Source organism: Micromonospora sp. WMMD723 (assembly GCF_049863385.1).
Taxonomy (GTDB): domain Bacteria; phylum Actinomycetota; class Actinomycetes; order Mycobacteriales; family Micromonosporaceae; genus Micromonospora; species Micromonospora wenchangensis.
The window spans coordinates 3916050-3935757 of the sequence record NZ_JBMKNR010000001.1 but is presented as its reverse complement, the minus strand read 5'-3'; the positions used below and the strand labels follow the sequence as shown (position 1 = coordinate 3935757).

Sequence of the window (19708 nt, the reverse complement as noted above, 5' to 3'; positions counted from 1 at the left end):
CGTGTCCGACCTGCCCCTGATCCAAGCGGATCACGCCGTGTCGTCGCCGGCCACGACCACCCCCTCCCCGGGTGGTCGCGGCCGGCGGCTACGGCTCCTGTCCCGCACCGACCGCGTGGTGATCACGCTGATGGTGCTCGTACCGCTGCTGCTGGTGGTCGCGCTGGTCTGGCTGCCCGCGCTGGCCACCGTGGCGCTCTCCGGCACCGACTGGGACGGCATCGGGCCGCTCAGCGAGATCGACTGGGTCGGCGGCCGGAACTACTCCGACGTGGTCAACATCTACCCGCCGTTCGTGCCGGCGATGCAGAACAACCTGCTCTGGCTGGCCGCCCTGTTCGTGGTCGCCACCCCGTTCGGGATGTTCCTCGCCGTGCTGCTCGACAAGGAGATCCGGGGCAGCCGGTTCTACCAGACCGCGCTCTACCTGCCGGTGGTGCTCTCGCTGGCGCTGATCGGCTTCGTCTGGCAGCTCATCTACTCCCGCGACCAGGGGTTGCTCAACGCCGTCCTGGGCGGCCAGACCGACTGGTACGGCGACCCGAACGTCAACATCTGGGCGGTGCTGGTGGCGGCCGGCTGGCGGCACGTCGGCTACATCATGCTGCTCTACCTGGCCGGGCTCAAGGGCGTCGACCCGTCGCTGCGGGAGGCCGCCTCGGTCGACGGCGCGTCGGAGACCAGCACCTTCTTCCGGGTGATCTTCCCGGTGCTGCGGCCCATCAACATCATCGTGCTGGTGGTGACCGTGATCGAGTCGCTGCGCGCGTTCGACCTGGTCTGGGTGATCAACAAGGGGCGCAACGGGTTGGAGCTGATCTCCGCCCTGGTGACCCAGAACGTCGTCGGCGAGGCCAGCCGGATCGGTTTCGGCTCCGCCCTGGCGACGATCATGCTGGCGGTCTCGCTGGTCTTCATCACCATCTACCTGGCCGTCGTCATGAGGGAGAACCGGCGATGAGCGCGTCGACCGTGACCCGACCGCCGGCCCCGACGCCGACGGCCAAGCCGGCACCGCGCCGCCGGCCGCTGCGCCCCGCCCGGGTGGTGCTACACCTGTTCCTCGGCGCGGTCGCCGTCGGTTGGCTCTTCCCGATCCTCTGGGCGGTGCTGACCTCGCTGCGCTCGTACGCCTACACCGCCGCCAACGGGTACGTCTCGTTCGGCGGGTGGACGTTCGACAACTACGTCACCGCCTGGCAGACCGCCGAGTTCGGCAAGCACTTCCTCAACTCGGTCTACATCACCGTCCCGGCGGTGCTGCTGACCCTGTTCCTCGCCTCGTGCGTGGCGTTCGTGATCGCCCGGTTCAGCTGGAAGCTCAACATCGTCCTGCTCGGGCTGTTCACCGCCGCCAACCTGCTGCCCCAGCAGTCGCTGCTGATCCCGCTGTTCCGGATCTTCACCGAGGTGCCGCTGCCCGAGTTCATGAGCGACTCGGAACTGCTCTACGACAGCTACTGGGGGCTGATCCTGGTCAACGTGGCCTTCCAGTGCGGCTTCTGCGTCTTCGTGCTGAGCAACTACATGAAGGCGCTGCCCCGCGACCTCTACGAGGCGGCCATGGTGGACGGTGCGAGCATCTGGCGGCAGTACTGGCAGGTGACCATGCCGCTGTGCCGGCCGGCGCTGGCGGCCCTGGCCACCCTGGAGGTGACCTGGATCTACAACGAGTTCTTCTGGGCCACCGTGCTGATGCGTACCGGCGACAAGTTCCCGGTCACCAGCTCGCTGAACAACCTGCGCGGCGAGTTCTTCACCGACAACAACCTGGTTTCGGCCGGTTCGGTGCTGGTCGCCATCCCCACCCTGGTGATCTTCTTCCTGTTGCAGAAGCAGTTCGTCAAGGGCCTGACCCTGGGGGCGTCCAAAGGCTGAGTCACCGCACCCACCCGCCCATGCGCGCGAGAGCGGTATTCCTGGCAGGCATGAACATGACCCACAGGCATACCGCTCTCGCGCGGCACTGACACCCCTCGACCTCACCCACCGTGACGGACGCCGGGGTGCCCGCACCGGAGATGAGCGTCATGACCGATCCGACCGTGATCCACCTGCGCCGGGGCCACACCAGCCTGGTGCTCGATGCGCGCGGCCCGGGGTTGCCCCGGGTCGTGCACTGGGGCGCCGACCTCGGTCCGGTGCCCGCCGACGACCTGCCGGCCCTGCTCGACGCCACCGTGCCGCCGGTGGTGCCGAGCAGCTTCGACGCGCCGACCGTGCTGTCCCTGCTGCCCGAGGCGAGCGCCGGCTGGAGCGGCCGGCCCGGACTCGCCGGCCACCGGCACGGACGGGACTGGTCGACCGCCTTCCGCCCCGACACGATCGGTGTCGATGACCCACGTGGCGACGTGGGGGACGCGGTGCGCGTACCCCATGAGGAGGATGACCGGGGTGGAGTCGGCGCGGCGCGGGTGACCGTGCGGGCGACGGACCCGGACGCGGGGTTGACCCTCACCGTCGAGGTCACCCTCGACCCGGTCGGGGTGCTGACCGTGCGGCACCGGCTGCGCAACGACGCCGACCAGCCCTACGAGGTACGCGAGCTGACGCCGGTGCTGCCGGTGCCGGCGGTTGCCACCGAACTGCTCGACCTGACCGGCCGTTGGTGCCGCGAACGCGCGCCGCAACGGCACCCGTGGCCGCACGGCGCGTGGGTGCGCGAGGGTCGGCACGGGCGCACCGGGCACGACGCCACCCTGCTGCTGGTCGCCGGCACCGCCGGGTTCGGCTTCGGCCACGGCGAGGTGTGGGCGGTGCACACCGCGTGGAGCGGCGACCACCTGACCGTCGCCGAACGCCGCCCGACCGGGGAGTCCACCCTCGGCGGCGGGGAACTGCTCGCCCCGGGCGAGATCGTCCTCGGCCCCGGTGAGGAGTACGCCACCCCGCTGCTCTACGCGGTGCACTCCACCGCCGGGCTGGACGGGCTCAGCGACCTGCTGCACACCCACCTGCGGGCCCGGCCGGAACACCCCCGCACGCCGCGTCCGGTCACCCTCAACGTGTGGGAGGCCGTCTACTTCGACCACGACCTGGACCGGCTGCGGACCCTCGCCGACCGGGCCGCCGAGGTGGGCGTGGAACGGTTCGTCCTCGACGACGGCTGGTTCACCGGCCGCCGGCACGACCGGGCCGGCCTGGGCGACTGGCAGGTCGACGCCGACGTCTGGCCGGCCGGCCTGGGACCGCTCGTCGAGCATGTTCGCGGGCACGGCATGCAGTTCGGGCTCTGGGTCGAACCGGAGATGGTCAACCCCGACTCCGACCTGTTCCGCGCCCACCCCGACTGGGTGCTCACCGCGCCCGGCCGGCTGCCCCTGCCGTGGCGGCACCAGCAGGTGCTGGACCTGGCCAACCCGGCGGCGTACGCCCACCTGCTCGACCGGCTCGACGCCCTGCTGACCGGGAACCCCGGGATCGGCTACCTCAAGTGGGACCACAACCGGGACCTCACCGAGGCCGGGCACGCCGGCCGGCCCGGGGTGCACGCGCAGACCGTGGCGGCGTACCGGCTCCTCGACGAGCTGCGCGCCCGGCACCCGCACCTGGAGATCGAGAGCTGCTCGTCCGGCGGGGCCCGGGTCGACCTGGAGATCCTGCGACGTACCGACCGGGTCTGGGCCAGCGACACCAACGACGCCCTGGAACGGCTGTCCATCCAACGCTGGACCGGGCTGCTGCTGCCCCCGGAGCTGGTCGGCACGCACATCGGCCCGGGGCGCTCGCACACCACCGGCCGGGTGCACACCCTGGGCTTCCGGGCGGTCACCGCGCTCTTCGGCCACCACGGCATCGAGTGGGACATCGTCGCGCTCGATCCCACCGAGCGGGCCGAGCTGACCGCCTGGGTAGCCCTGCACAAGCGGCTCCGGCCGCTGCTGCACACCGGGCGGGTGGTGCGGTTCGACCACCCGGACCCGGCCGTACAGGCGCACGGCGTGGTCGCCCACGACCGCTCCCGGGCCGTGTACGCGGTGTCCCGGGTGGCCACCTCCGTCACGCAGGTCCCCGGCCCGATCCGCCTGCCCGGCCTCGACCCGGCCCGCCGGTACGCCGTCCGTCCCGCGCAGGGGGTGCCGGAGCCGGAGACCATGCAGATCACCGGACCGGGCTGGCTGCCCGCCGTGACGCTGCCCGGCTCGGTGCTGGCGACGGTGGGCCTGCACCTGCCGGCCCTGAACCCGGAGCAGGCGCTGCTCCTGGAGGTCGACGCCGTCGCCTGACCGGCGCGGCCCCTGGTGCTTGCTCGTCGCAACGGGGGCGAAGTTGCGGCATCCCCGACGGTTGACACCGCTACACCGCCCCCGATAAGTGGATCTCGCCATCCCGGGCGGGGACGGGTGGTGGCCGGGCCCTCACTGGGCCCGGCCACCCGGGGGTGGTCAGCTCGCGGTGCAGGTAACCGCAGGCGCCGGGTTGCTGCCGGTCCAGCTGCCGATGAAGCCGAATGCGGTGCTGGCCCCGGCACCGAGCCGGCCGTTGTAGTCGACGTTGCGCGCGGTCACCGTGCTGCCGCTGCTGCTCAGCGAGGCGTTCCACGACTGGCTGACGGTCTGGCCGTTGGCGTAGGTCCACTTCGCGGTCCAGCCGTTGATGGCCGCGCTGCCGGCGGTCACCTTCACCTCACCCTGGAAGCCGCCCTGCCACGACCCGATGACCGTGTACGTCGCGGTGCAGCCACCGGTCGCCGGCGGGGTCGTCGTCGGCGGGGTGGTGGTGGGCGTGGTCGGCGGGGTGGTGGGAGGCGTGGTCGGTGGGGTCGTGGTCGGGGTGGTGCCGGAGTAGACCGACGCCTCCTTCGCCGTCGCCTTGATGCCGTTGACGCCGTTGAAGATCCGCTGGCCCCAGGTGGTCAGGGCGGCCGGGTTGAAGTTGGTGGTCATGTCGAGGTATTCCACGCCGCCGCCGTTGCCGCTCCACGACCAGCCCAGGTAGCCGATCCCGTTGGCCTGGGTGTACGACAGGATGGCGTCCTCGTCGGGGTTGCCGTCGGAGTGGTCGAAGCCGAACTCGCCCACCACGATGGGCAGCTTGGCGGTGCGGAACCGGCCCAGGTAGTCGCTGATCTCGGCGGCGGTGTCGAAGACGCCGTACATGTGGATCGAGAAGACCGTGTTCTTCTGCGGGTCGGCGGCGAACACCCCGGCCGCGTTGTCACGCATCGTGAACGACCAGTCCTGCCCCCAGTTGGGGGCGTCCACCATGATCGTGTGGGTGATGCCGCCGGCCCGCAGCCGCTTGATCGCGTTGGCGTTGTCGGTGGCCCAGGTGGCGTAGCCCTGGTTGCCGTACGGCTCGTTGCCGATGTTGACGATGACGTACCGCTCCTGGCCCTGCAGGGCGCTGGCGATGCTCAGCCAGTAGTCGACCGCCCGGTCCAGGGTGATCGCCCCGGCCTGCTCGCCGTACCCGGTGGTGTCGTGCACCTCCAGTACGCAGATCAGCTTGTTGGCCCTGCACAGCGAGATGACGTTGCTGACGTCGGCGGCGGTGTTCTTGGTCCAGCGGTCACCGCTGGCCAGCACCACCCGCACGGTGTTCGCGCCGAGCGCCTTGATGTTGGCGAAGGAGGTGGTCTGCTGTGGGTACCAGGTGTGGGCGTGGTTGACGCCCCGCATGATGAACTCGTTGCCGTTGGCGTCGTACAGCTTGCCACCGGAGACCGTGAAACCGGCCGCAGCCTGGGCCGGCTGGCCGAAGGCGAACACGGCGGCGAGGACGGTGAGCAGGGCGACGCCGGCGACGGAAAGCCGCTTCTTCATGGGTTTCCTCAGGAAGGGTCGACCCCGTTGCCCTGGCGGGGTGGCGATGCTGGTGACGGTGGCGCTCGGCTGCAGCCCGACAGCCGCCGCCTGACTCCCTGGCCGCGTGCCGACCAGCGTAGGGCCACCGGGTCGGGAAGGCAACCGGTTAAGTTGCCTGCCTACCCACGCCGACCCTGTGGCGACCCACGCCGACCGCGAGCCGCCACAGGGGGCGGTCATCCCCACCACAGGATGTGACACCACCAGCCTGAACCGGTTAAGCCGGACCTTAGACCGCCCTCCCGTCACCGTCAAGAGGGACCCGGCCGCACATCCGAGGTTGACCGGCACCGGCCAGGGGTATCCGGTGACGATCGTCGCCCGGAAGGAGAAACCAGGATGGTCCGCGTCGGCTACACCCTGATGTGCGAACAGACCGGCCCGAAACAGTTGGTGGACCACGCGGTACGGGCGGAGGCGGCCGGCTTCGACCAGCTGGTCATGTCCGACCACTACTATCCGTGGCTCGACGCACAGGGCCACTCCCCGTACGCCTGGTCGGTGCTGGGCGCGGTCGCCCACGCCACCAGCCGGGCCGAGCTGATGTCCTTCGTGACCTGCCCGATCCGCCGCTACCACCCGGCGGTGGTGGCGCAGAAGGCCAGCACCATCGGGGTGCTCTCCGACGGGCGGTTCACCCTCGGCCTGGGCGCCGGGGAGAACCTCAACGAACACGTGGTCGGCGGCTGGCCGCACGTGCAGCAGCGGCACGAGATGTTCTCCGAGGCGCTCCAGATCATCCGTCCGCTGCTCAACGGCGAGACGCTGACCTTCTCCGGCAACCACTTCGACGTCCCCGACGCCTACGTCTGGGACCGGCCGGAACACCCCGTTCCGATGGCCGTCGCCGCGTCCGGGCCGTCGTCGGCCGCCCTCGCCGCCGAGTACGCCGACGGCATCGTCGCCACCGAACCCGACTCCCGGATCATCCAGCTCTACGACGACGCGGGCGGCGCCGGGCAGCCCCGCTACGGCCAGGTGGCCATCTGCTACGGCCCCGACGAGGCCGAGTGCCGCAAGATCGTGCACGACCAGTTCCGCTGGTTCGGCAGCGGCTGGAAGGTCAACGCCGACCTGCCCGACCCGGAGGCCTTCGCCGCCGCCACCCAGTTCGTCCGGGAGGAGGACGTCGCCGACGGCATCCCCTGCGGCCCCGACGTCGACCGGCACGTCGAGGCGTTCCGCGCCTTCGTCGACGCCGGCTTCACGCACGTGGCGATCGTCCAGGTCGGCGGGGACAGCCAGCCGATGTTCCTGGACTGGGCGCAGGAGCAGCTACTGCCCCGACTGCGCGAACTGTGACCGCCGTGGCGGGTCGGGCCGGGTCGCGTACCCGCCCCGACCCGACCGGCACCGGCCTCGACGCGTTGCGGCGGGCACTGGCCGCACCCCACCCGACCGCCGGATCGGATCGGCCGCCCGCCCACACTCCCGACCCGGACCGCACGTCCCGCCCGGCAACCGTGCCGGACCCGGACGCCGCCTCCCGGGCCGCGCCGGCTCCGGCCCGCACCTCGCCGGCCACGCCGGGCCCGCAGGCCGCCGCGCGCCGGGTACGGACGACGCTGACCAGCGAGTTCCGGCTCGTCGACGGCCTGCGCACGCACACCCGGCGCTCCGCCGACCCGACCGTGCCCGGCACACCCCCGGTGGTGCTGGTGCACGGGCTGGCCGTGTCGCACCGCTACCTCACCCCGTTGGCCGAGACGCTCGGCACCACCCACCCGGTGTACGTGCCGGACCTGCCCGGCTTCGGGCTGAGCGCCCACCCCGGCCACTCCTACGACCTGCGGCAGCACGTCGCCCACCTGCTGGCCTGGCTCGACGCGTACCGGATGCCTGCGGTCTGCCTGGTCGGACACTCGTTCGGCGCGGAGGTGGCCGCCGCGCTCGCGGCGGACCGCCCCGGGGTGGTCCGGGCGCTGGTGCTGGCCGGACCGACCAGCGACCCGACCGCCCGGTCCCGGCGGGGGCTGGTCGGCCGGTGGCTGGTGGACAGCCTGCGGGAGGCGCCCTGGCAGGCACCGATCCTGGTCCGCGACGTCCTGGACGCGCGCCCCTGGCGGGTGGCCGCCACGATCGCGCACTCGGTACGCAACGCGGTGGAGGAGGATCTGGTCAGGATCACCGTGCCCACCCTCGTGCTGGCCGGGGAACGTGACCCGATCGTGCCGCCCCGGTGGCGTGCCCAGGTGACCCGGCTGGTGCCCGACGCCCGGCTGGTCACCGTGCCCGGTGCCGCCCACAACGTGCTCACCACCGCCCCCGGGCCGGTGGCCGGGGCGATCCGTGACCTGCTCGTCCCGACCCTGGCCAGGTGAACCAATGCGTTTCGGAAACACGCAGATCCGACCCCTCGGCGGCGGCTTCGGCTGCCTGCTGATGATCCTGTTCTCGGTGCTCGCCTCGATCGCCCTGACCGTCCTGGTCAACCTGCTCCTCTGACGACGGCGGGGAGGGACCACGCGCCCGCTCCCCGCCGGTCGACGTCACAGCGGTCGCCAGGTCGATTCGTCGTCGTGGTCGGCGACCGGTCGGATGGCGGCGGCCAGATCCCGGGCCCCGTCCTCGCCGCCGAGCGCGGCGCTGCCCGCCGGACTCCCCGTCCCCACCAGGGCCCGGCAGCCGACGCAGCCGGGCACACCACCGACCGACCAGGTGCCGGACCAGCCATGCCAGACGGAGATCCACGCCGGTCGGCCCTGCACGACGCCGGTCGGGTCGTCCGGCTGGTCGCTGCGCTCCAGGCCGACGGTCAGGTCCCTACCGGCGGCGGCGGAACCGGCGAGCCGGTAGTCGAGAGTGACCCCGTTCCACCGGCCGTCCCGCCACGCCACCCGTGCCGCGTCGAGCCGGGCGTCCGACGGCAGCGCCACCGGCTGGAACGGCACCCGGACCGGTTTCCGCTCCCACACCATCCCCTCGGCCACCCGCCGCAGCTCCTCCACCGCCCGGTCGCGGGTGACCACGGTGATCGTGACCCAGGCCTCCGGGGCGTACTGCCAGGAGAGCACCGTCTCCTTGCCGTTAGGGCTGGTGTGCAGGAAGGCCGGGTGGCCCTGCACCGGATCGACAGGTGAGCCCGGCGGGGTGGCCCAGGGGGTCGGACCGCTGCGGAGCCTCCCGACGGAGGAATTGTCCCGGCTCAGCTGGTCGGTGAAGAAGTCCACCCCCCGCGCGCCCACGGTCACCGTGACGCTGCCGGCCCGGAAGTCGGTCCGGCTCGCCCTGACCGGCGCGGAGCGGGTCGCCCGGATCGTCTGCCGGTCCACCCCGGTGGAAAGGTTCCGTTCGGACAGGTCGGCCGGTAGCCAGGCCAACCGGAAGAGCTGCCGGGCCGGATCGAAGGCGGTCGGCGCGATCGTGGGCGGCCAGGTCCGGTCGGCCGGGGTCGGCGGCTGTCGTACCCCCAGCAGGACGGTGACGCCGAGCAGCGCCACGGCGGTGACCACCGCCGTGGCCGCCACGGCCAGCCGGCGGCGACGCCGTACCGCGCGCTCCCCCGCCGTCGCCAACGCCGCTGCTCCCGGCCCCCCGGCCGGTAGGTCGTCGGCGGCCCGGGTCAGCATCTCCCGGACCAGGATCTCGTCGTCGTGGATCACCGGTTCACCTCCGTCGGCTCCGCCAGCGGCAACTGCCGGCGCAACGCGGCCAGCCCCCGCGCGGTCTGGCTCTTGACGTTGCCGGCTGAGCAGCCCAGCACCTCGGCGGTCTGCTCGACGCTCAGGTCGGCGTAGAAGCGCAGCACCAACACCACCCGCTGGCCGGGTGGCACCGCCGCCAACGCGGCCCGCACCGCGACCGTGTTCACCACCGCGTCGGTCGGCGGCACCCCCCTCGGCTCCGGCTCCGGCGGGCGGTCGAGCAGGCGTACCCCGAACCAGCGGGACCGGCGCTCCTGCCGGAACGCGTTGACCAGCATCCGGTGCACGTACGCCCCGATGTCGTCGGCGGACCGTGCCCGGCCCCACTTCACGTAGAGCCGGGTCAGCGTCTGCTGCACGACGTCGTCGGCGCGGTGGGCGTCGCCCCCGGTGAGCAGGAACGCCGTGCGGCGCAGCGTCGGTGTCGCCGCCGTGACGAAGTCGACGTACTCCTGCCGTTGCGTCGCATGCATCGACCACTCCCCGTCCCGGACGCTGGCACTGTCACCCGTTGCGATGGCGGCGGGAGCGCAAAGGGTTGCACGGGTTTCTGCGGAGGGGCGGTCAGGCCAGGTCGAGGTCCAGCTCGGCGACGACCGGGTAGTGGTCGGAGGCGTACTCGGCGTCGCCGCCGCGTACCACGTGGACGTCGCGCAGCCGGGCGGCGAGCGCCGGGGTGCCGAGCAGGTAGTCCAGCCGCATGCCGGAGAACTCGACGCCGCCGCCGTGCCGGGTCGGCGCGGTCAGTCCGGCCTCGACCGACCCGGCCGGATCAACCGATCCGGCGGCGGCGTGGGTCCAGAGGTCGACCAGGCCGGCGGCGAGCAGCCGGGCCACCGCCCGGGTGTCCACCGTCCGCCCGTCGCGGCGCAGGTGCCGCCGCCGGTACGCCACCGGCAGCCGGGCCACCCGCCCGGTGTGGTCGGTGCCCGGGTCGAGGGTGTTCAGGTCACCGGCGAGCAGCGCCAACTCCCCCGGTGCGCGGCGCACGGCTGCGGCGAGCCAGCCGGCCTCGATGCGCCGCCGCAGCCCGGTGTACGGATCGAGGTGGGCGCTGAGCACGGTGAGCGGCCCGGCGGTGGTGGCCAGCTCGACCCGCTGCGCCGCGTGGTGCAACGGCCGACGCACCGGCCCGGCCGAGCGGGTCCGCCACGGCGGGCGGACCAGCACCGCCACCGGCTGACCGAAGCAGGTGCGGGCCAGGTACGGGCGCATCCCCACCCGGTCGGCGAACCCGGCCAGCACCCCCGGCCGGTCGAAGCCGCGCAGCTCCTGCACGGCCAGCACGTCGGGGGCCTGCGCGGTGACGACCCGGCACACCAGGTCCCGCCGGTCCGGGCCGGTACGGTCCCGGCCGCCGGTCCTGATGTTCCAGGTCATCACCCGCAGCACGGTCGGCGGCTCACCCGGGGCGGCCGGCCTTGGCCAGCTCGTCGTCCAGCTCGTCGACCTGCTCCGACTCGATCTCGGGGCGATTGCCCTCGTAGACGTCGGCGTTGGGGCGGATCACCCAGTAGAGCAGGCCGATCCACAGGCCGCTGAGGATCAGCGCGCCCATGAAGTCGGTCGGGTGGTGCATGCCCCGGTACATCCGGGAGACCGCCACCCCGATCGGCATGATCACGGCCAGCGCCACGAAGAGCCACCGCCACCAGCGGTCGGTGCGGACGAACACGATGATCGCGATGACCAGCCAGAGGCAGGTGGTCGCGGCGATGTGCCCGGACGGGAAGGACGAGGTGGGCATCTGCCCGTCGAGGTTCTCCACCGCCGGGCGGGGCCGGTCCACCACCCGGGCGGAGGCGAGGAACAGGCTCAGCTCGCCGAAGAGGGCCAGCACCACGAAGAGCACCGGCCGCCACCGCTTCCAGATGGCCAGCACCAGCGGGCAGAAGACCAGCGAGACGATCAGGATGGCGTGGGTGTCGCCGAACTTGCTCCACCACCAGCTCAGCTCGGTGAGGAAGTCGGTGTGCCGGTCGGCGAACCAGCGCGGCACGTCGGTGTCCAGGGTCTCGAAGACGGTGCCCTTGGCGTGGTAGCTGACGTACGTGCCGAAGGCGTACAGGGCACCGAAGACGATCACCCAGCCGACCAGCAGTTCGGCGACGGCGGAGCGGGGGTGCTCCAGCACGTGCTCCTCGGCCGGGGCGGGGGTGATCTTGTCGCCGGCCTCCGGTTCCAGCCCCTCGGTCAGCGGCGGCACCGGTCGGCCCCGCTCGCGCCGCCACAGCCGGAAGGCGTACGCGGTGACGCCGAGCCAGGCCGCGCCGAGCAGCCAGCCGCCGATCACGTCGGAGACGAAGTGCACACCGAGCGCGATCCGGGTCAGCCCGATCAGCGCCACCAGCACGGCGACGATGGCGATCGCCGGCTTGCGCCAACGGGGCGACATGGCGGGCAGGAAGACCAGCAGCAGCGCCCCGTACGCGACGAACGAGCCGAGCGCGTGCCCGCTGGGGAAGCTGTTGCCGGGGGCGCTGGCGACCGGCACGTCGACCACCGGGCGGAGCCGGCCGACCAGGGCCTTGAGCGACGGGTCGAGGATCAGCCCGCCCACCCCGGTGACGATCAGGTAGACCGCCAGCCGGGACTGACGCCGGATCAGCAGGGTGACCACGGCGATGGTGACCAGCCAGATCAGCACCGGCCGCCCGCCCAGGTCGGTGACCGCCTGGAGCACGGTGACCAGCGCGTGGTGCGGGGCGACGAGACCGTTGAACCACTCGGCCACCTCGTGGTCGGCGTGGTACATCGGGCTCCACCTGAACCGGACGAGCATCAGCAGCAGCCCGAAGGCCACGCCCGCGCCGGCCACGGCCAGCAGGCCGACGACGCTCCGTTCGGCGAAATGGCCGAGCGGCCGTCGGGCCGTTGACTCCTTGACCGCGGTCACCCCGCACCTCCCTTACGTCGACGTGGCGAGGCGCGCTGTACCCGATTCCGCCGCCGCGTACACGCCCGTCCGGTGTGGCGGGCTCAGAGAGCGGTCATGTCGCCGGTGTCGAGCAGTTCACCCCGCTCGGCGTCGGGCTCCCACAGGTCGGGTTGGGCGGGCTCCGGGGCCCCGATCCGCATCGCCTCCAACTGTGCGGCGAAGGACAGCCCACCGAACAGCGCCATGCCGGTGAGGTTGGCCCACAGCAGCAGCGCCATCATCCCGGTCAACGCCCCGTACGTCTGGCCGAACCCGCCGCCGAACTTGACGTACGCGGCGAGCAGCAGGCTGGCCAGCCACCACAGGGCGGTGGCGATGCCGGCGCCGAAGTAGAGCCAGGACAGGCCGGGCTGCTTGCGCCGGGGCGCGTGCCGGAAGATCACCGCCACCGCGACGACGGTCAGCACGAGGCTCAGCGGCCAGCGCACCACCTCCCACACCCCGGCGGCGAGATCCCCCCACCGGTAGTGCCGCTGCACCGACTCGCCCATCGCCCCGCCGCCGACCAGGATCAGGAACCCGGCCAGCGCGGGCAGGCCGGCGACCACGGCCAGCACCGCCGCGCGAAGGTACTTCCACAGCGCGGGACGGTCCCGTTCCACGCCGTAGATCCGGTTGGCGCCGCGTTCGATCTGGGCCATCGTGGTGGTCAACGCGACCAGGCCGGTGATCAGGCCGAGGGTCAGCGCCAGTTCGCCGGTGCGCTCGGTGCGGTCGCCCTCGCCGAGCAGGTCCTGCACCACCTGTTCGCTCTGCCCGGGGGTCAGCGCCAGCACGGTGTCGGCGACCACCCGGCCGCCCTCCTCGACACCGAGGTCGCTGATCAGGCCGGTGAGCGCGATCAGGAACGGCACGACGGCGAGGCAGAGTTGCAGGGCGAAGGCCCGGGAGTGGCTGAACCCGTCGCCGTAGCGGAACCGGATGAACGCGTCCCGCATGAGCTGCCAGCCGCCGTGGCGGCGCAGCGTACGCCAGGCGTCGTCGGCGGAGAGTTCGTCCGACGCCATCAACCGGGTCTCGGGGACGAGCCGGGTGCTACTCACGGCGCGCTTCCCCGACCAGCTTCTCCCCGCGCCGCGCGGCCGCGTCGGCGTCGTGGGCCAGGTCGGGGTCGCCGGCCGGACGCGGCACACAGAGCCAGAGCGACTCGGGTTTGATCTCGGCGGTCAGGGTGCGGCCGGGTGCGATCAGGTCGCCGTCGAGTTGCCGGGGCTGGGCCCGGTTGCTGGTGATGACGACCTTCCGGGCCCGGTGCACCTCCATCCGGGGGACGCTGCCCCGACGGCGGACCAGGGCCCAACCCATGGCGAGCCAGTGCCGGACCCGGTTGGGGGTGAGCACCGCGACGTCGAGCCACCCGTCGTCCGGCTCGGCCTCGGTGAGCAGGCGGACCCCGCCCTGTAGCCGCCCGACGTTGGCGACCAGCACGGTGCGGGCCCGGCGACGCATCGGCGGCCGGTCGTCGATGCGGATGCTGAGCCGCATCGGGCGGTCCCGCAGGTGCTTCGCGGCCCCCACCACGTACGCGGGCCAGCCGATGCGGGCCTTGGTGGTCTCGGAGGTGTCCGCCAGCATCTGCGCGTCGAAGCCCATCCCGGCCATCACCGCGAAGCACCTGTCGTCGACGACGCCGACGTCGAGCCGGCGGCGGCCCCGTTCGACGGCCACCTGCAGGCCTGCGGCGAGGTCGTTGGAGAGCCCCAGATTGGCGGCGAGCAGGTTGCCGGTGCCCTGGGGCAGCACGGCGAGTTCCACGTCGGTGCCGGCCAGCGCGGTGACGCAGGCCATCACCGTGCCGTCGCCGCCGCAGGCGAACACGAGTTCGGCCCCGGCGGCGACGGCCTGCTCGGTCTGCCCCCGGCCCGGGTCCTCGGCGCTGGTCTCGTACCAGGTGGGGGCGGGCCAACCGGCGGCGGCGAGCGCCTCGTCCACGGTCGCGCGGAACTCGTCGAGATCGGCCACCTTCGTCGGGTTGACCACCACCGCCGAACGCGGGGAGCGGTCGCCGCCGGTCACCGTACGCTTCTGCTCTGCACCGTCCACGGCGTCAGTGTGCAGCACCCCGGCGCGGTCAGCGACCCGGCGACGACCGACGTTGCGTTGACCGCAAACAGGTTTGAGCCGGGCCGGACCCGTGGCGGCTGGTCAGGCGGCCGTACGCAACGCCGACTCGACCCGGCGGCGCAGGTCGTCGAGATCCGCGCCGGCCTCGGTGAGGACCGTCGCGCCCAGGCCGCCGCCCTCGCGGAGCACGCCGAGCAGCAGGTGTTCGGTGCCGATGTGCCGGTGGCGCAGCCGCAGGGCCTCGCGTAGCGCCAACTCCAGTGCCGTGCGGGAACGCGGGGAGAGCGGCCCGCCGAGCGGTCGGCGCAGCCACCGACGGCGGGGGGCCGGGACCGCCTCGCGCAGGGCGTCGGGGCCGAAGGTGTCCTCGATCCGGGCGACGATGGCCGCGAGGTCGATGCCGATCTCGCGTAGCGCGGCGGCGTCGGCCTCGCCGAGCCCCGTGCCGCCGTCGCCGGTGTGCCGCCTGATCCGGGCACGCAGGTCGTCGGCGTCGAGGCCGGCGGCGGTGAGCACCCGGCGGGCGAGCCCCTCACCGTCGGCCAGGACGGCGAGCAGCAGGTGCTCGGTGTCGACGGGTCGTCCCCCGTCGGCCCTGGCCTGCTCGACCGCGTGGCGGACGACCGCGCGGGCGCGGTCGGTGAACCGTTCGAACATCATGCCTCCCCGGTGCCGTGGACCGCCGGTCGCCCGGCGTGCTTCTTGTGGACCGCCTGCCGGCTGACCTCAAGCGCGTCGGCGATCTCCTGCCAGGACCAGCCCTGTCGTCGGGCGTTGTCCACCTGGACCACCTCCAGCCGTTCGAGGAGCCGGCGCAGGGCGCGCACGGCGCGCAGGCCGACCCGGGGGTCGGTGCTGCCGGCGGCCGCCGCGAGTTCCGTCGCCTGACTCATGCTGTCAATGTACGTTGACACTCCCCCGTCGTCAACCTGAGTTGACGACGGCGTCGGGTACCCGACACGACGCCGGACGACCCGGTCCGGGCCGGCGGCGGTGCTACGGTCCGCTGGTGTTCCGTCGCCGCAGTACCGCTGACCAGCCCGTCGAGGCGGCCCGCCGGCTGCCCGTCGGCCGGGTCGAGTGGGAGATCGCCGGCGGCACCGTCGCCGGCCACCGGTACTCCGCCAACTTCGACGCCCTGCACGTCGACCCGGAACTGCCGTTCGCGGTGGTCGTCGACGGCATGGGCGAGGGCGAGGGCAGCCGCGTCGCCGGCGACACCGCCCGGGACACCCTGCACGAACTGGTCCGCGCCGGCTGGCCCGCCGTCGGCCCGCGCGAGCTGCGCGCCGCGATCACCGAGGCCCAGATCCGGGTACGCCGGGCCGGCGCCGCCATCGACGAGCTGGCCGGCTGCACCCTGACCGCCATGCTCGCCCAGCCCGACGGCGAGCTGGCCTGGATCGTCCAGCTCGGCGACTCCCGGGCCTACCGGCTGCGCGACGGCCTGCTGGAGCTGGTCACCGTGGACCACACGATGGCCTGGCTCGGGGTGCTGCACGGCTGGTGGCCGGCGAACTCCCGGGAGGCCGCCCGCGCCCGCTACCAACTCCTGCGCTACCTCGGCCACCCCGACCGGCCGGACCCGGACCTGCTCGGGGTGCCGCTGCGCCCCGGCGACACCTGGCTGCTGTGCACCGACGGGGTCAGCGACCAGCTCGACTACCACCGGCTGCGGGACCTGCTCGCCGAGCCGGACCCGACCCGGGCGGTACGCGGCCTGCTCGCCGCGAGCCTGGCCGAGGGTGGCAGCGACAACGCCACCGCCGTCGTGCTGCGCGTCCACCCGGCCACCGGCGGGCACCCGTCCGACTGATCCGGCTCCACCGCCCGCCCGGCGCGACTAGCGTCGGTGGGGACGGCGTGGACGTGGGTGCGGACGCCCGGGAGGTGAACCGGATGACCGGGTCCACGGACGGGCCGGTGGTGGTCGGGGTCGGGCCGGCACCGGACGACCTCGCGGTGGTCCGGCTGGCCGCCCGCGAGGCCGCCGCACACGGCCGGGGGCTGACCCTGCTGCACGCCTTCAACTGGGAGGCCGCCCTCGCCGGCCCGTCGGTGGCCGGCAGCCGGGACGCCGCCGAGGAACTGGTCGCCCGCGCCGCCACGGCCGCCAACGAGGTCGAACCGGCGGTGCCGGTCAGTGGGGAGATCGTCGAGGGGGCACCCGTCGAGGCCCTGATCCGCCGCTCCCCGACGGCGTTCCTGGTGGCCATCGGGGACGGCGGGATGGCCGGCTGTGGCGGCTGCGTACCGGCCGACGCGCCCGCCGTGCAGCTCGCCGCCCGCGCCGGCTGCCCGGTGCTGGTGGTCCGCCGCGACCCCCCGCCACCGGGCCCGGTGCTGGTCGGGGTGGACGGTTCACCCAGCTCCCGGGCCGCGCTCGACTTCGCCTTCGACTGCGCAGCCCGCCGCCGGGCCCGGGTCATCGCGGTCCGGGCCGTCGAGCCGGGACGCCCCGACGACGACGTGCTGCGCACGCTGGTCGACGAGGTCGGCCGGCACCACCCGCGGGTGCCGGCGGAGTGCCACACCGTACGCGGCGACCCCGGCACCGTCCTGGTGGAGCAGTCCCGCTCGGCGCAGGTGGCGCTGGTCGGGGCGCGGGGCGACCAGCCGGGGCGGGGCATGCTGGGCGAGGTGAGCCAGACCCTGCTCTACCACGCGCCGGCTCCGGTCATCGTCGTCCGTGGATTGGTTTCCGCCGGAGCGGGCGGGGCATGACGTCCCCAACGGCCGGGACCAACGGCCCTGACCGGTGACCGCTCGAACGCGAAGACTGGGTCTGCCCGGGGCGAATCGGCGCTTCCGGGTGCAGAACTCCCCGACCCGCGAGAGGCTTTGGCAGCATGGACACCGCTCTCGACCTGCACAGCCCCCTGACCGACGACGAGCTGCGCCGGCTGGACGCCTACTGGCGGGCGGCGAACTACCTGACCGTCGGGCAGATCTACCTGCTCGACAACCCGCTGCTGCGCGAGCCGCTCGCCCCCGAGCACGTCAAGCCCCGGCTGCTCGGCCACTGGGGTACCAGCCCCGGCCTCAACCTGCTCTACGCCCACCTCAACCGGGTCATCGTCAACCGTGACCTGTCGGCCATCTTCGTCACCGGCCCCGGCCACGGCGGCCCGGCCCTGGTGGCGAACACCTGGCTGGAGGGCACCTACAGCGAGCTGTACCACTCGGTGAGCCGCGACGAGACCGGCATGCAGCGACTGTTCCGCCAGTTCTCCTTCCCCGGCGGCATCCCGAGCCACGTGGCACCGGAGGTGCCGGGCTCGATCCACGAGGGTGGCGAGCTGGGGTACGCCCTGAGCCACGCCTACGGCGCCGCCTTCGACAACCCGGACCTGCTGGTCGCCTGCGTCATCGGCGACGGGGAGGCGGAGACCGGGCCGCTGGCGGGGAGCTGGCAGTCGAGCATCTTCCTCAACCCGGCCCGCGACGGCGCGGTGCTGCCGATCCTGCACCTCAACGGCTACAAGATCGCCAACCCGACGGTCATGGACCGGATCCCCACCGAGGACCTGCTCAACCAGATGCGCGGCCACGGCTACCAGCCGTACCTGGTCGCCGGGGACGACCCGGAGCAGGTGCACCAGCTCCTCGCCGCCACCCTGGACCGGGCCTGCGACGAGATCGCCGAGATCCAGCGGGTGGCCCGCTCCGGCGGCCACGTCGAGCGCCCCCGCTGGCCGATGATCATCCTGCGGACCCCGAAGGGCTGGACCGGCCCGGCCCAGGTCGACGGCAAGCAGGTCGAAGGGACCTTCCGCGCCCACCAGGTGCCCATCGCCGAGGTACGCGACAACCCGGCGCACCTGGCCGAGCTGGAGCGCTGGCTGCGCAGCTACCGGCCGGAGGAGCTGTTCGACGCCACCGGCGCCCCGGTCGCCGAGCTGACCGCGCTGCCGCCGAAGGGCGAGCACCGGATGAGCGCCAACCCGGTCACCAACGGCGGTCGGGTGCTGCGCGACCTGACGCTGCCGGACTTCCGCGACTACGCCGTGGACGTCAAGCGGCCGGGTGAGCCGGTGGTCGGCGCGGCCGGGGTGCTCGGCACCTGGGTCCGCGACGTGATCACCGCGAACCCGCAGACCTTCCGGCTGTTCGGCCCGGACGAGGTCGCCTCCAACCGGCTCGGTGCCGCGTTCGAGGTCACCGACCGGTCCTTCGACGGCCGGATCGAGACCACCGACGACCACCTCTCCCCCGACGGCCGGGTGATGGAGGTGCTCTCCGAACACCTCTGTGAGGGCTGGCTGGAGGGTTACCTGCTGACCGGCCGGCACGGCATCTTCACCAGCTACGAGGCGTTCATCCACATCGTCGACTCGATGGTCAACCAGCACGCCAAGTGGCTGAAGGTGACCCGGGGCATCCCCTGGCGGGAGCCGATCGCCTCGCTGAACTACCTGCTGTCCAGCCACGTGTGGCGGCAGGACCACAACGGCTTCTCGCACCAGGACCCAGGTTTCATCGACCACGTGGTCAACAAGAAGGCCGAGGTGGTCCGGGTCTACCTGCCGCCGGACGGCAACACCCTGCTCTCCACCATGGACCACTGCCTGCGCAGCCGGCACTACATCAACGTGGTGGTGGCCGGCAAGCAGCCCGCCCCGAACTGGCTGACCATGGACGAGGCGGTCCAGCACTGCCGACGCGGGCTGGGCATCTGGGACTGGGCCAGCACCGACGACGGCCGGGAACCCGACGTGGTGCTCGCCTGCGCCGGTGACGTGCCGACCCTGGAGACCCTCGCCGCCGCCGACCTGCTGCACCAGCACCTGCCCGAGCTGAAGGTGCGGGTCGTCAACGTGGTCGACCTGATGCGGCTGCAGCCGTCGTCGGAGCACCCGCACGGCCTGCCGGACAACGAGTTCGACACCATCTTCACCCGCGACAAGCCGATCATCTTCGCCTACCACGGCTACCCGTGGCTGATCCACCGGCTCACCTACCGGCGGGCCAACCACGACAACCTGCACGTGCGCGGCTACAAGGAGGAGGGCACCACCACCACCCCGTTCGACATGGTGATGCTCAACGACCTGGACCGCTTCCACCTGGTCATCGACGTCATCGACCGGGTGCCCGGCCTGGCCGCCCGCGCCGCCCACCTGCGGCAGGAGATGGTCGACACCCGGCAGGCCTGCCGCGACTACACCCGCCGCCACGGTGAGGACGACCCCCGGGTCGCCGAGTGGCGCTGGCTCCGGGAGACCCAACCGCAGCAGCTCGACGGGCAGTGACCC

The 19708-nt window shown here is 72.9% G+C and carries 17 protein-coding genes; 8 read left to right on the top strand and 9 right to left on the bottom strand.

What is annotated here, in order from left to right:
- Nucleotide 1 precedes the first annotated feature (1 nt).
- From ACN261_RS17760 to ACN261_RS17750, 3 genes are all read left to right on the top strand, one after another.
- Nucleotides 2-961 (top strand): carbohydrate ABC transporter permease, encoded by a 960-nt coding sequence (locus ACN261_RS17760; RefSeq protein WP_421486489.1) that lies wholly within the window; start codon nucleotides 2-4, stop codon nucleotides 959-961.
- Nucleotides 958-1878, top strand: a complete 921-nt coding sequence (locus ACN261_RS17755) for a carbohydrate ABC transporter permease (protein WP_421486488.1) — start codon at nucleotides 958-960, stop codon at nucleotides 1876-1878. Before ACN261_RS17760 ends, ACN261_RS17755 begins: the two co-directional genes overlap by 4 nt.
- A 152-nt stretch (nucleotides 1879-2030) precedes the next feature.
- Nucleotides 2031-4226, top strand: a complete 2196-nt coding sequence (locus ACN261_RS17750; protein WP_425851113.1) for an alpha-galactosidase — start codon at nucleotides 2031-2033, stop codon at nucleotides 4224-4226.
- Between the two features lie 159 nt (nucleotides 4227-4385).
- Here the strand turns inward: ACN261_RS17750 and ACN261_RS17745 are convergent, their stop codons facing one another.
- The gene (locus tag ACN261_RS17745) at nucleotides 4386-5765 is read right to left on the bottom strand and encodes a cellulase family glycosylhydrolase (protein WP_425851111.1); all 1380 of its coding nucleotides are present in this window, start codon (nucleotides 5763-5765) and stop codon (nucleotides 4386-4388) included.
- 381 nt (nucleotides 5766-6146) lie between these two features.
- Between ACN261_RS17745 and ACN261_RS17740 the strand changes: the two genes are divergently transcribed.
- Both ACN261_RS17740 and ACN261_RS17735 read left to right on the top strand, forming a co-directional pair.
- Nucleotides 6147-7109, top strand: a complete 963-nt coding sequence (locus ACN261_RS17740) for a TIGR03557 family F420-dependent LLM class oxidoreductase (RefSeq protein ID WP_377682238.1) — start codon at nucleotides 6147-6149, stop codon at nucleotides 7107-7109.
- On the top strand, nucleotides 7106-8128 hold the full coding sequence (locus ACN261_RS17735) for an alpha/beta fold hydrolase (RefSeq protein ID WP_425851109.1): 1023 nt from the start codon (nucleotides 7106-7108) through the stop codon (nucleotides 8126-8128). The genes ACN261_RS17740 and ACN261_RS17735 overlap by 4 nt, the downstream gene beginning before the upstream one ends.
- A 168-nt stretch (nucleotides 8129-8296) precedes the next feature.
- On the opposite strand, the gene ACN261_RS17730 is transcribed toward ACN261_RS17735, so the two are convergent.
- The 8 genes from ACN261_RS17730 to ACN261_RS17695 form a co-directional block, all read right to left on the bottom strand.
- Entirely contained in the window at nucleotides 8297-9409 is a 1113-nt protein-coding gene (locus ACN261_RS17730) for a hypothetical protein (RefSeq protein WP_425851107.1), read from the bottom strand.
- Nucleotides 9406-9924, bottom strand: coding sequence for a SigE family RNA polymerase sigma factor (locus ACN261_RS17725; protein ID WP_421486483.1), 519 nt, complete (start codon nucleotides 9922-9924; stop codon nucleotides 9406-9408). The genes ACN261_RS17730 and ACN261_RS17725 overlap by 4 nt, the downstream gene beginning before the upstream one ends.
- Nucleotides 9925-10015: 91 nt before the next feature.
- A complete protein-coding gene (locus ACN261_RS17720; RefSeq protein ID WP_425851099.1) occupies nucleotides 10016-10843 on the bottom strand; it encodes an endonuclease/exonuclease/phosphatase family protein in 828 nt (275 codons plus the stop codon).
- A 10-nt stretch (nucleotides 10844-10853) separates the two neighbouring features.
- A complete protein-coding gene (locus tag ACN261_RS17715; RefSeq protein WP_421486481.1) occupies nucleotides 10854-12347 on the bottom strand; it encodes a phosphatase PAP2 family protein in 1494 nt (497 codons plus the stop codon).
- An 83-nt stretch (nucleotides 12348-12430) separates the two neighbouring features.
- Nucleotides 12431-13432 carry a YihY/virulence factor BrkB family protein gene (locus ACN261_RS17710; protein WP_421486480.1) on the bottom strand — a complete coding sequence of 334 codons (1002 nt, stop codon included), beginning with the start codon at nucleotides 13430-13432 and terminating at the stop codon, nucleotides 12431-12433.
- On the bottom strand, nucleotides 13425-14432 hold the full coding sequence (locus ACN261_RS17705) for a diacylglycerol/lipid kinase family protein (protein WP_363795430.1): 1008 nt from the start codon (nucleotides 14430-14432) through the stop codon (nucleotides 13425-13427). The genes ACN261_RS17710 and ACN261_RS17705 overlap by 8 nt, the downstream gene beginning before the upstream one ends.
- 102 nt (nucleotides 14433-14534) lie before the next feature.
- On the bottom strand, nucleotides 14535-15110 hold the full coding sequence (locus ACN261_RS17700) for a Clp protease N-terminal domain-containing protein (RefSeq protein ID WP_425851096.1): 576 nt from the start codon (nucleotides 15108-15110) through the stop codon (nucleotides 14535-14537).
- Nucleotides 15110-15346, bottom strand: a complete 237-nt coding sequence (locus ACN261_RS17695; protein ID WP_088642213.1) for an HTH domain-containing protein — start codon at nucleotides 15344-15346, stop codon at nucleotides 15110-15112. The genes ACN261_RS17700 and ACN261_RS17695 overlap by 1 nt, the downstream gene beginning before the upstream one ends.
- Nucleotides 15347-15462: 116 nt before the next feature.
- Here ACN261_RS17695 and ACN261_RS17690 point away from each other — a divergent pair, with 116 nt between their 5' ends.
- The 3 genes from ACN261_RS17690 (at nucleotide 15463) to ACN261_RS17680 (ending at nucleotide 19705) form a co-directional block, all read left to right on the top strand.
- Nucleotides 15463-16269 carry a PP2C family protein-serine/threonine phosphatase gene (locus ACN261_RS17690; protein WP_204924060.1) on the top strand — a complete coding sequence of 269 codons (807 nt, stop codon included), beginning with the start codon at nucleotides 15463-15465 and terminating at the stop codon, nucleotides 16267-16269.
- A gap of 83 nt (nucleotides 16270-16352) precedes the next feature.
- Nucleotides 16353-17177 (top strand): universal stress protein, encoded by an 825-nt coding sequence (locus ACN261_RS17685; protein ID WP_425851093.1) that lies wholly within the window; start codon nucleotides 16353-16355, stop codon nucleotides 17175-17177.
- A 125-nt stretch (nucleotides 17178-17302) separates the two neighbouring features.
- The gene (locus tag ACN261_RS17680; RefSeq protein ID WP_421486475.1) at nucleotides 17303-19705 is read left to right on the top strand and encodes a phosphoketolase family protein; all 2403 of its coding nucleotides are present in this window, start codon (nucleotides 17303-17305) and stop codon (nucleotides 19703-19705) included.
- Nucleotides 19706-19708: the final 3 nt, after the last annotated feature.

Bases quoted from the DNA above. Each gene is read 5' to 3' on its own strand.
- ACN261_RS17755 (WP_421486488.1), top strand. From the start codon at position 958: ATGAGCGCGTCGACCGTGACCCGACCGCCGGCCCCGACGCCGACGGCC.
- ACN261_RS17750 (WP_425851113.1), top strand. From the start codon at position 2,031: ATGACCGATCCGACCGTGATCCACCTGCGCCGGGGCCACACCAGCCTG.
- ACN261_RS17745 (WP_425851111.1), bottom strand. From the start codon at position 5,765: ATGAAGAAGCGGCTTTCCGTCGCCGGCGTCGCCCTGCTCACCGTCCTC.
- ACN261_RS17740 (WP_377682238.1), top strand. From the start codon at position 6,147: ATGGTCCGCGTCGGCTACACCCTGATGTGCGAACAGACCGGCCCGAAA.
- ACN261_RS17725 (WP_421486483.1), bottom strand. From the start codon at position 9,924: ATGCATGCGACGCAACGGCAGGAGTACGTCGACTTCGTCACGGCGGCG.
- ACN261_RS17700 (WP_425851096.1), bottom strand. From the start codon at position 15,110: ATGTTCGAACGGTTCACCGACCGCGCCCGCGCGGTCGTCCGCCACGCG.
- ACN261_RS17695 (WP_088642213.1), bottom strand. From the start codon at position 15,346: ATGAGTCAGGCGACGGAACTCGCGGCGGCCGCCGGCAGCACCGACCCC.
- ACN261_RS17685 (WP_425851093.1), top strand. From the start codon at position 16,353: ATGACCGGGTCCACGGACGGGCCGGTGGTGGTCGGGGTCGGGCCGGCA.
- ACN261_RS17680 (WP_421486475.1), top strand. From the start codon at position 17,303: ATGGACACCGCTCTCGACCTGCACAGCCCCCTGACCGACGACGAGCTG.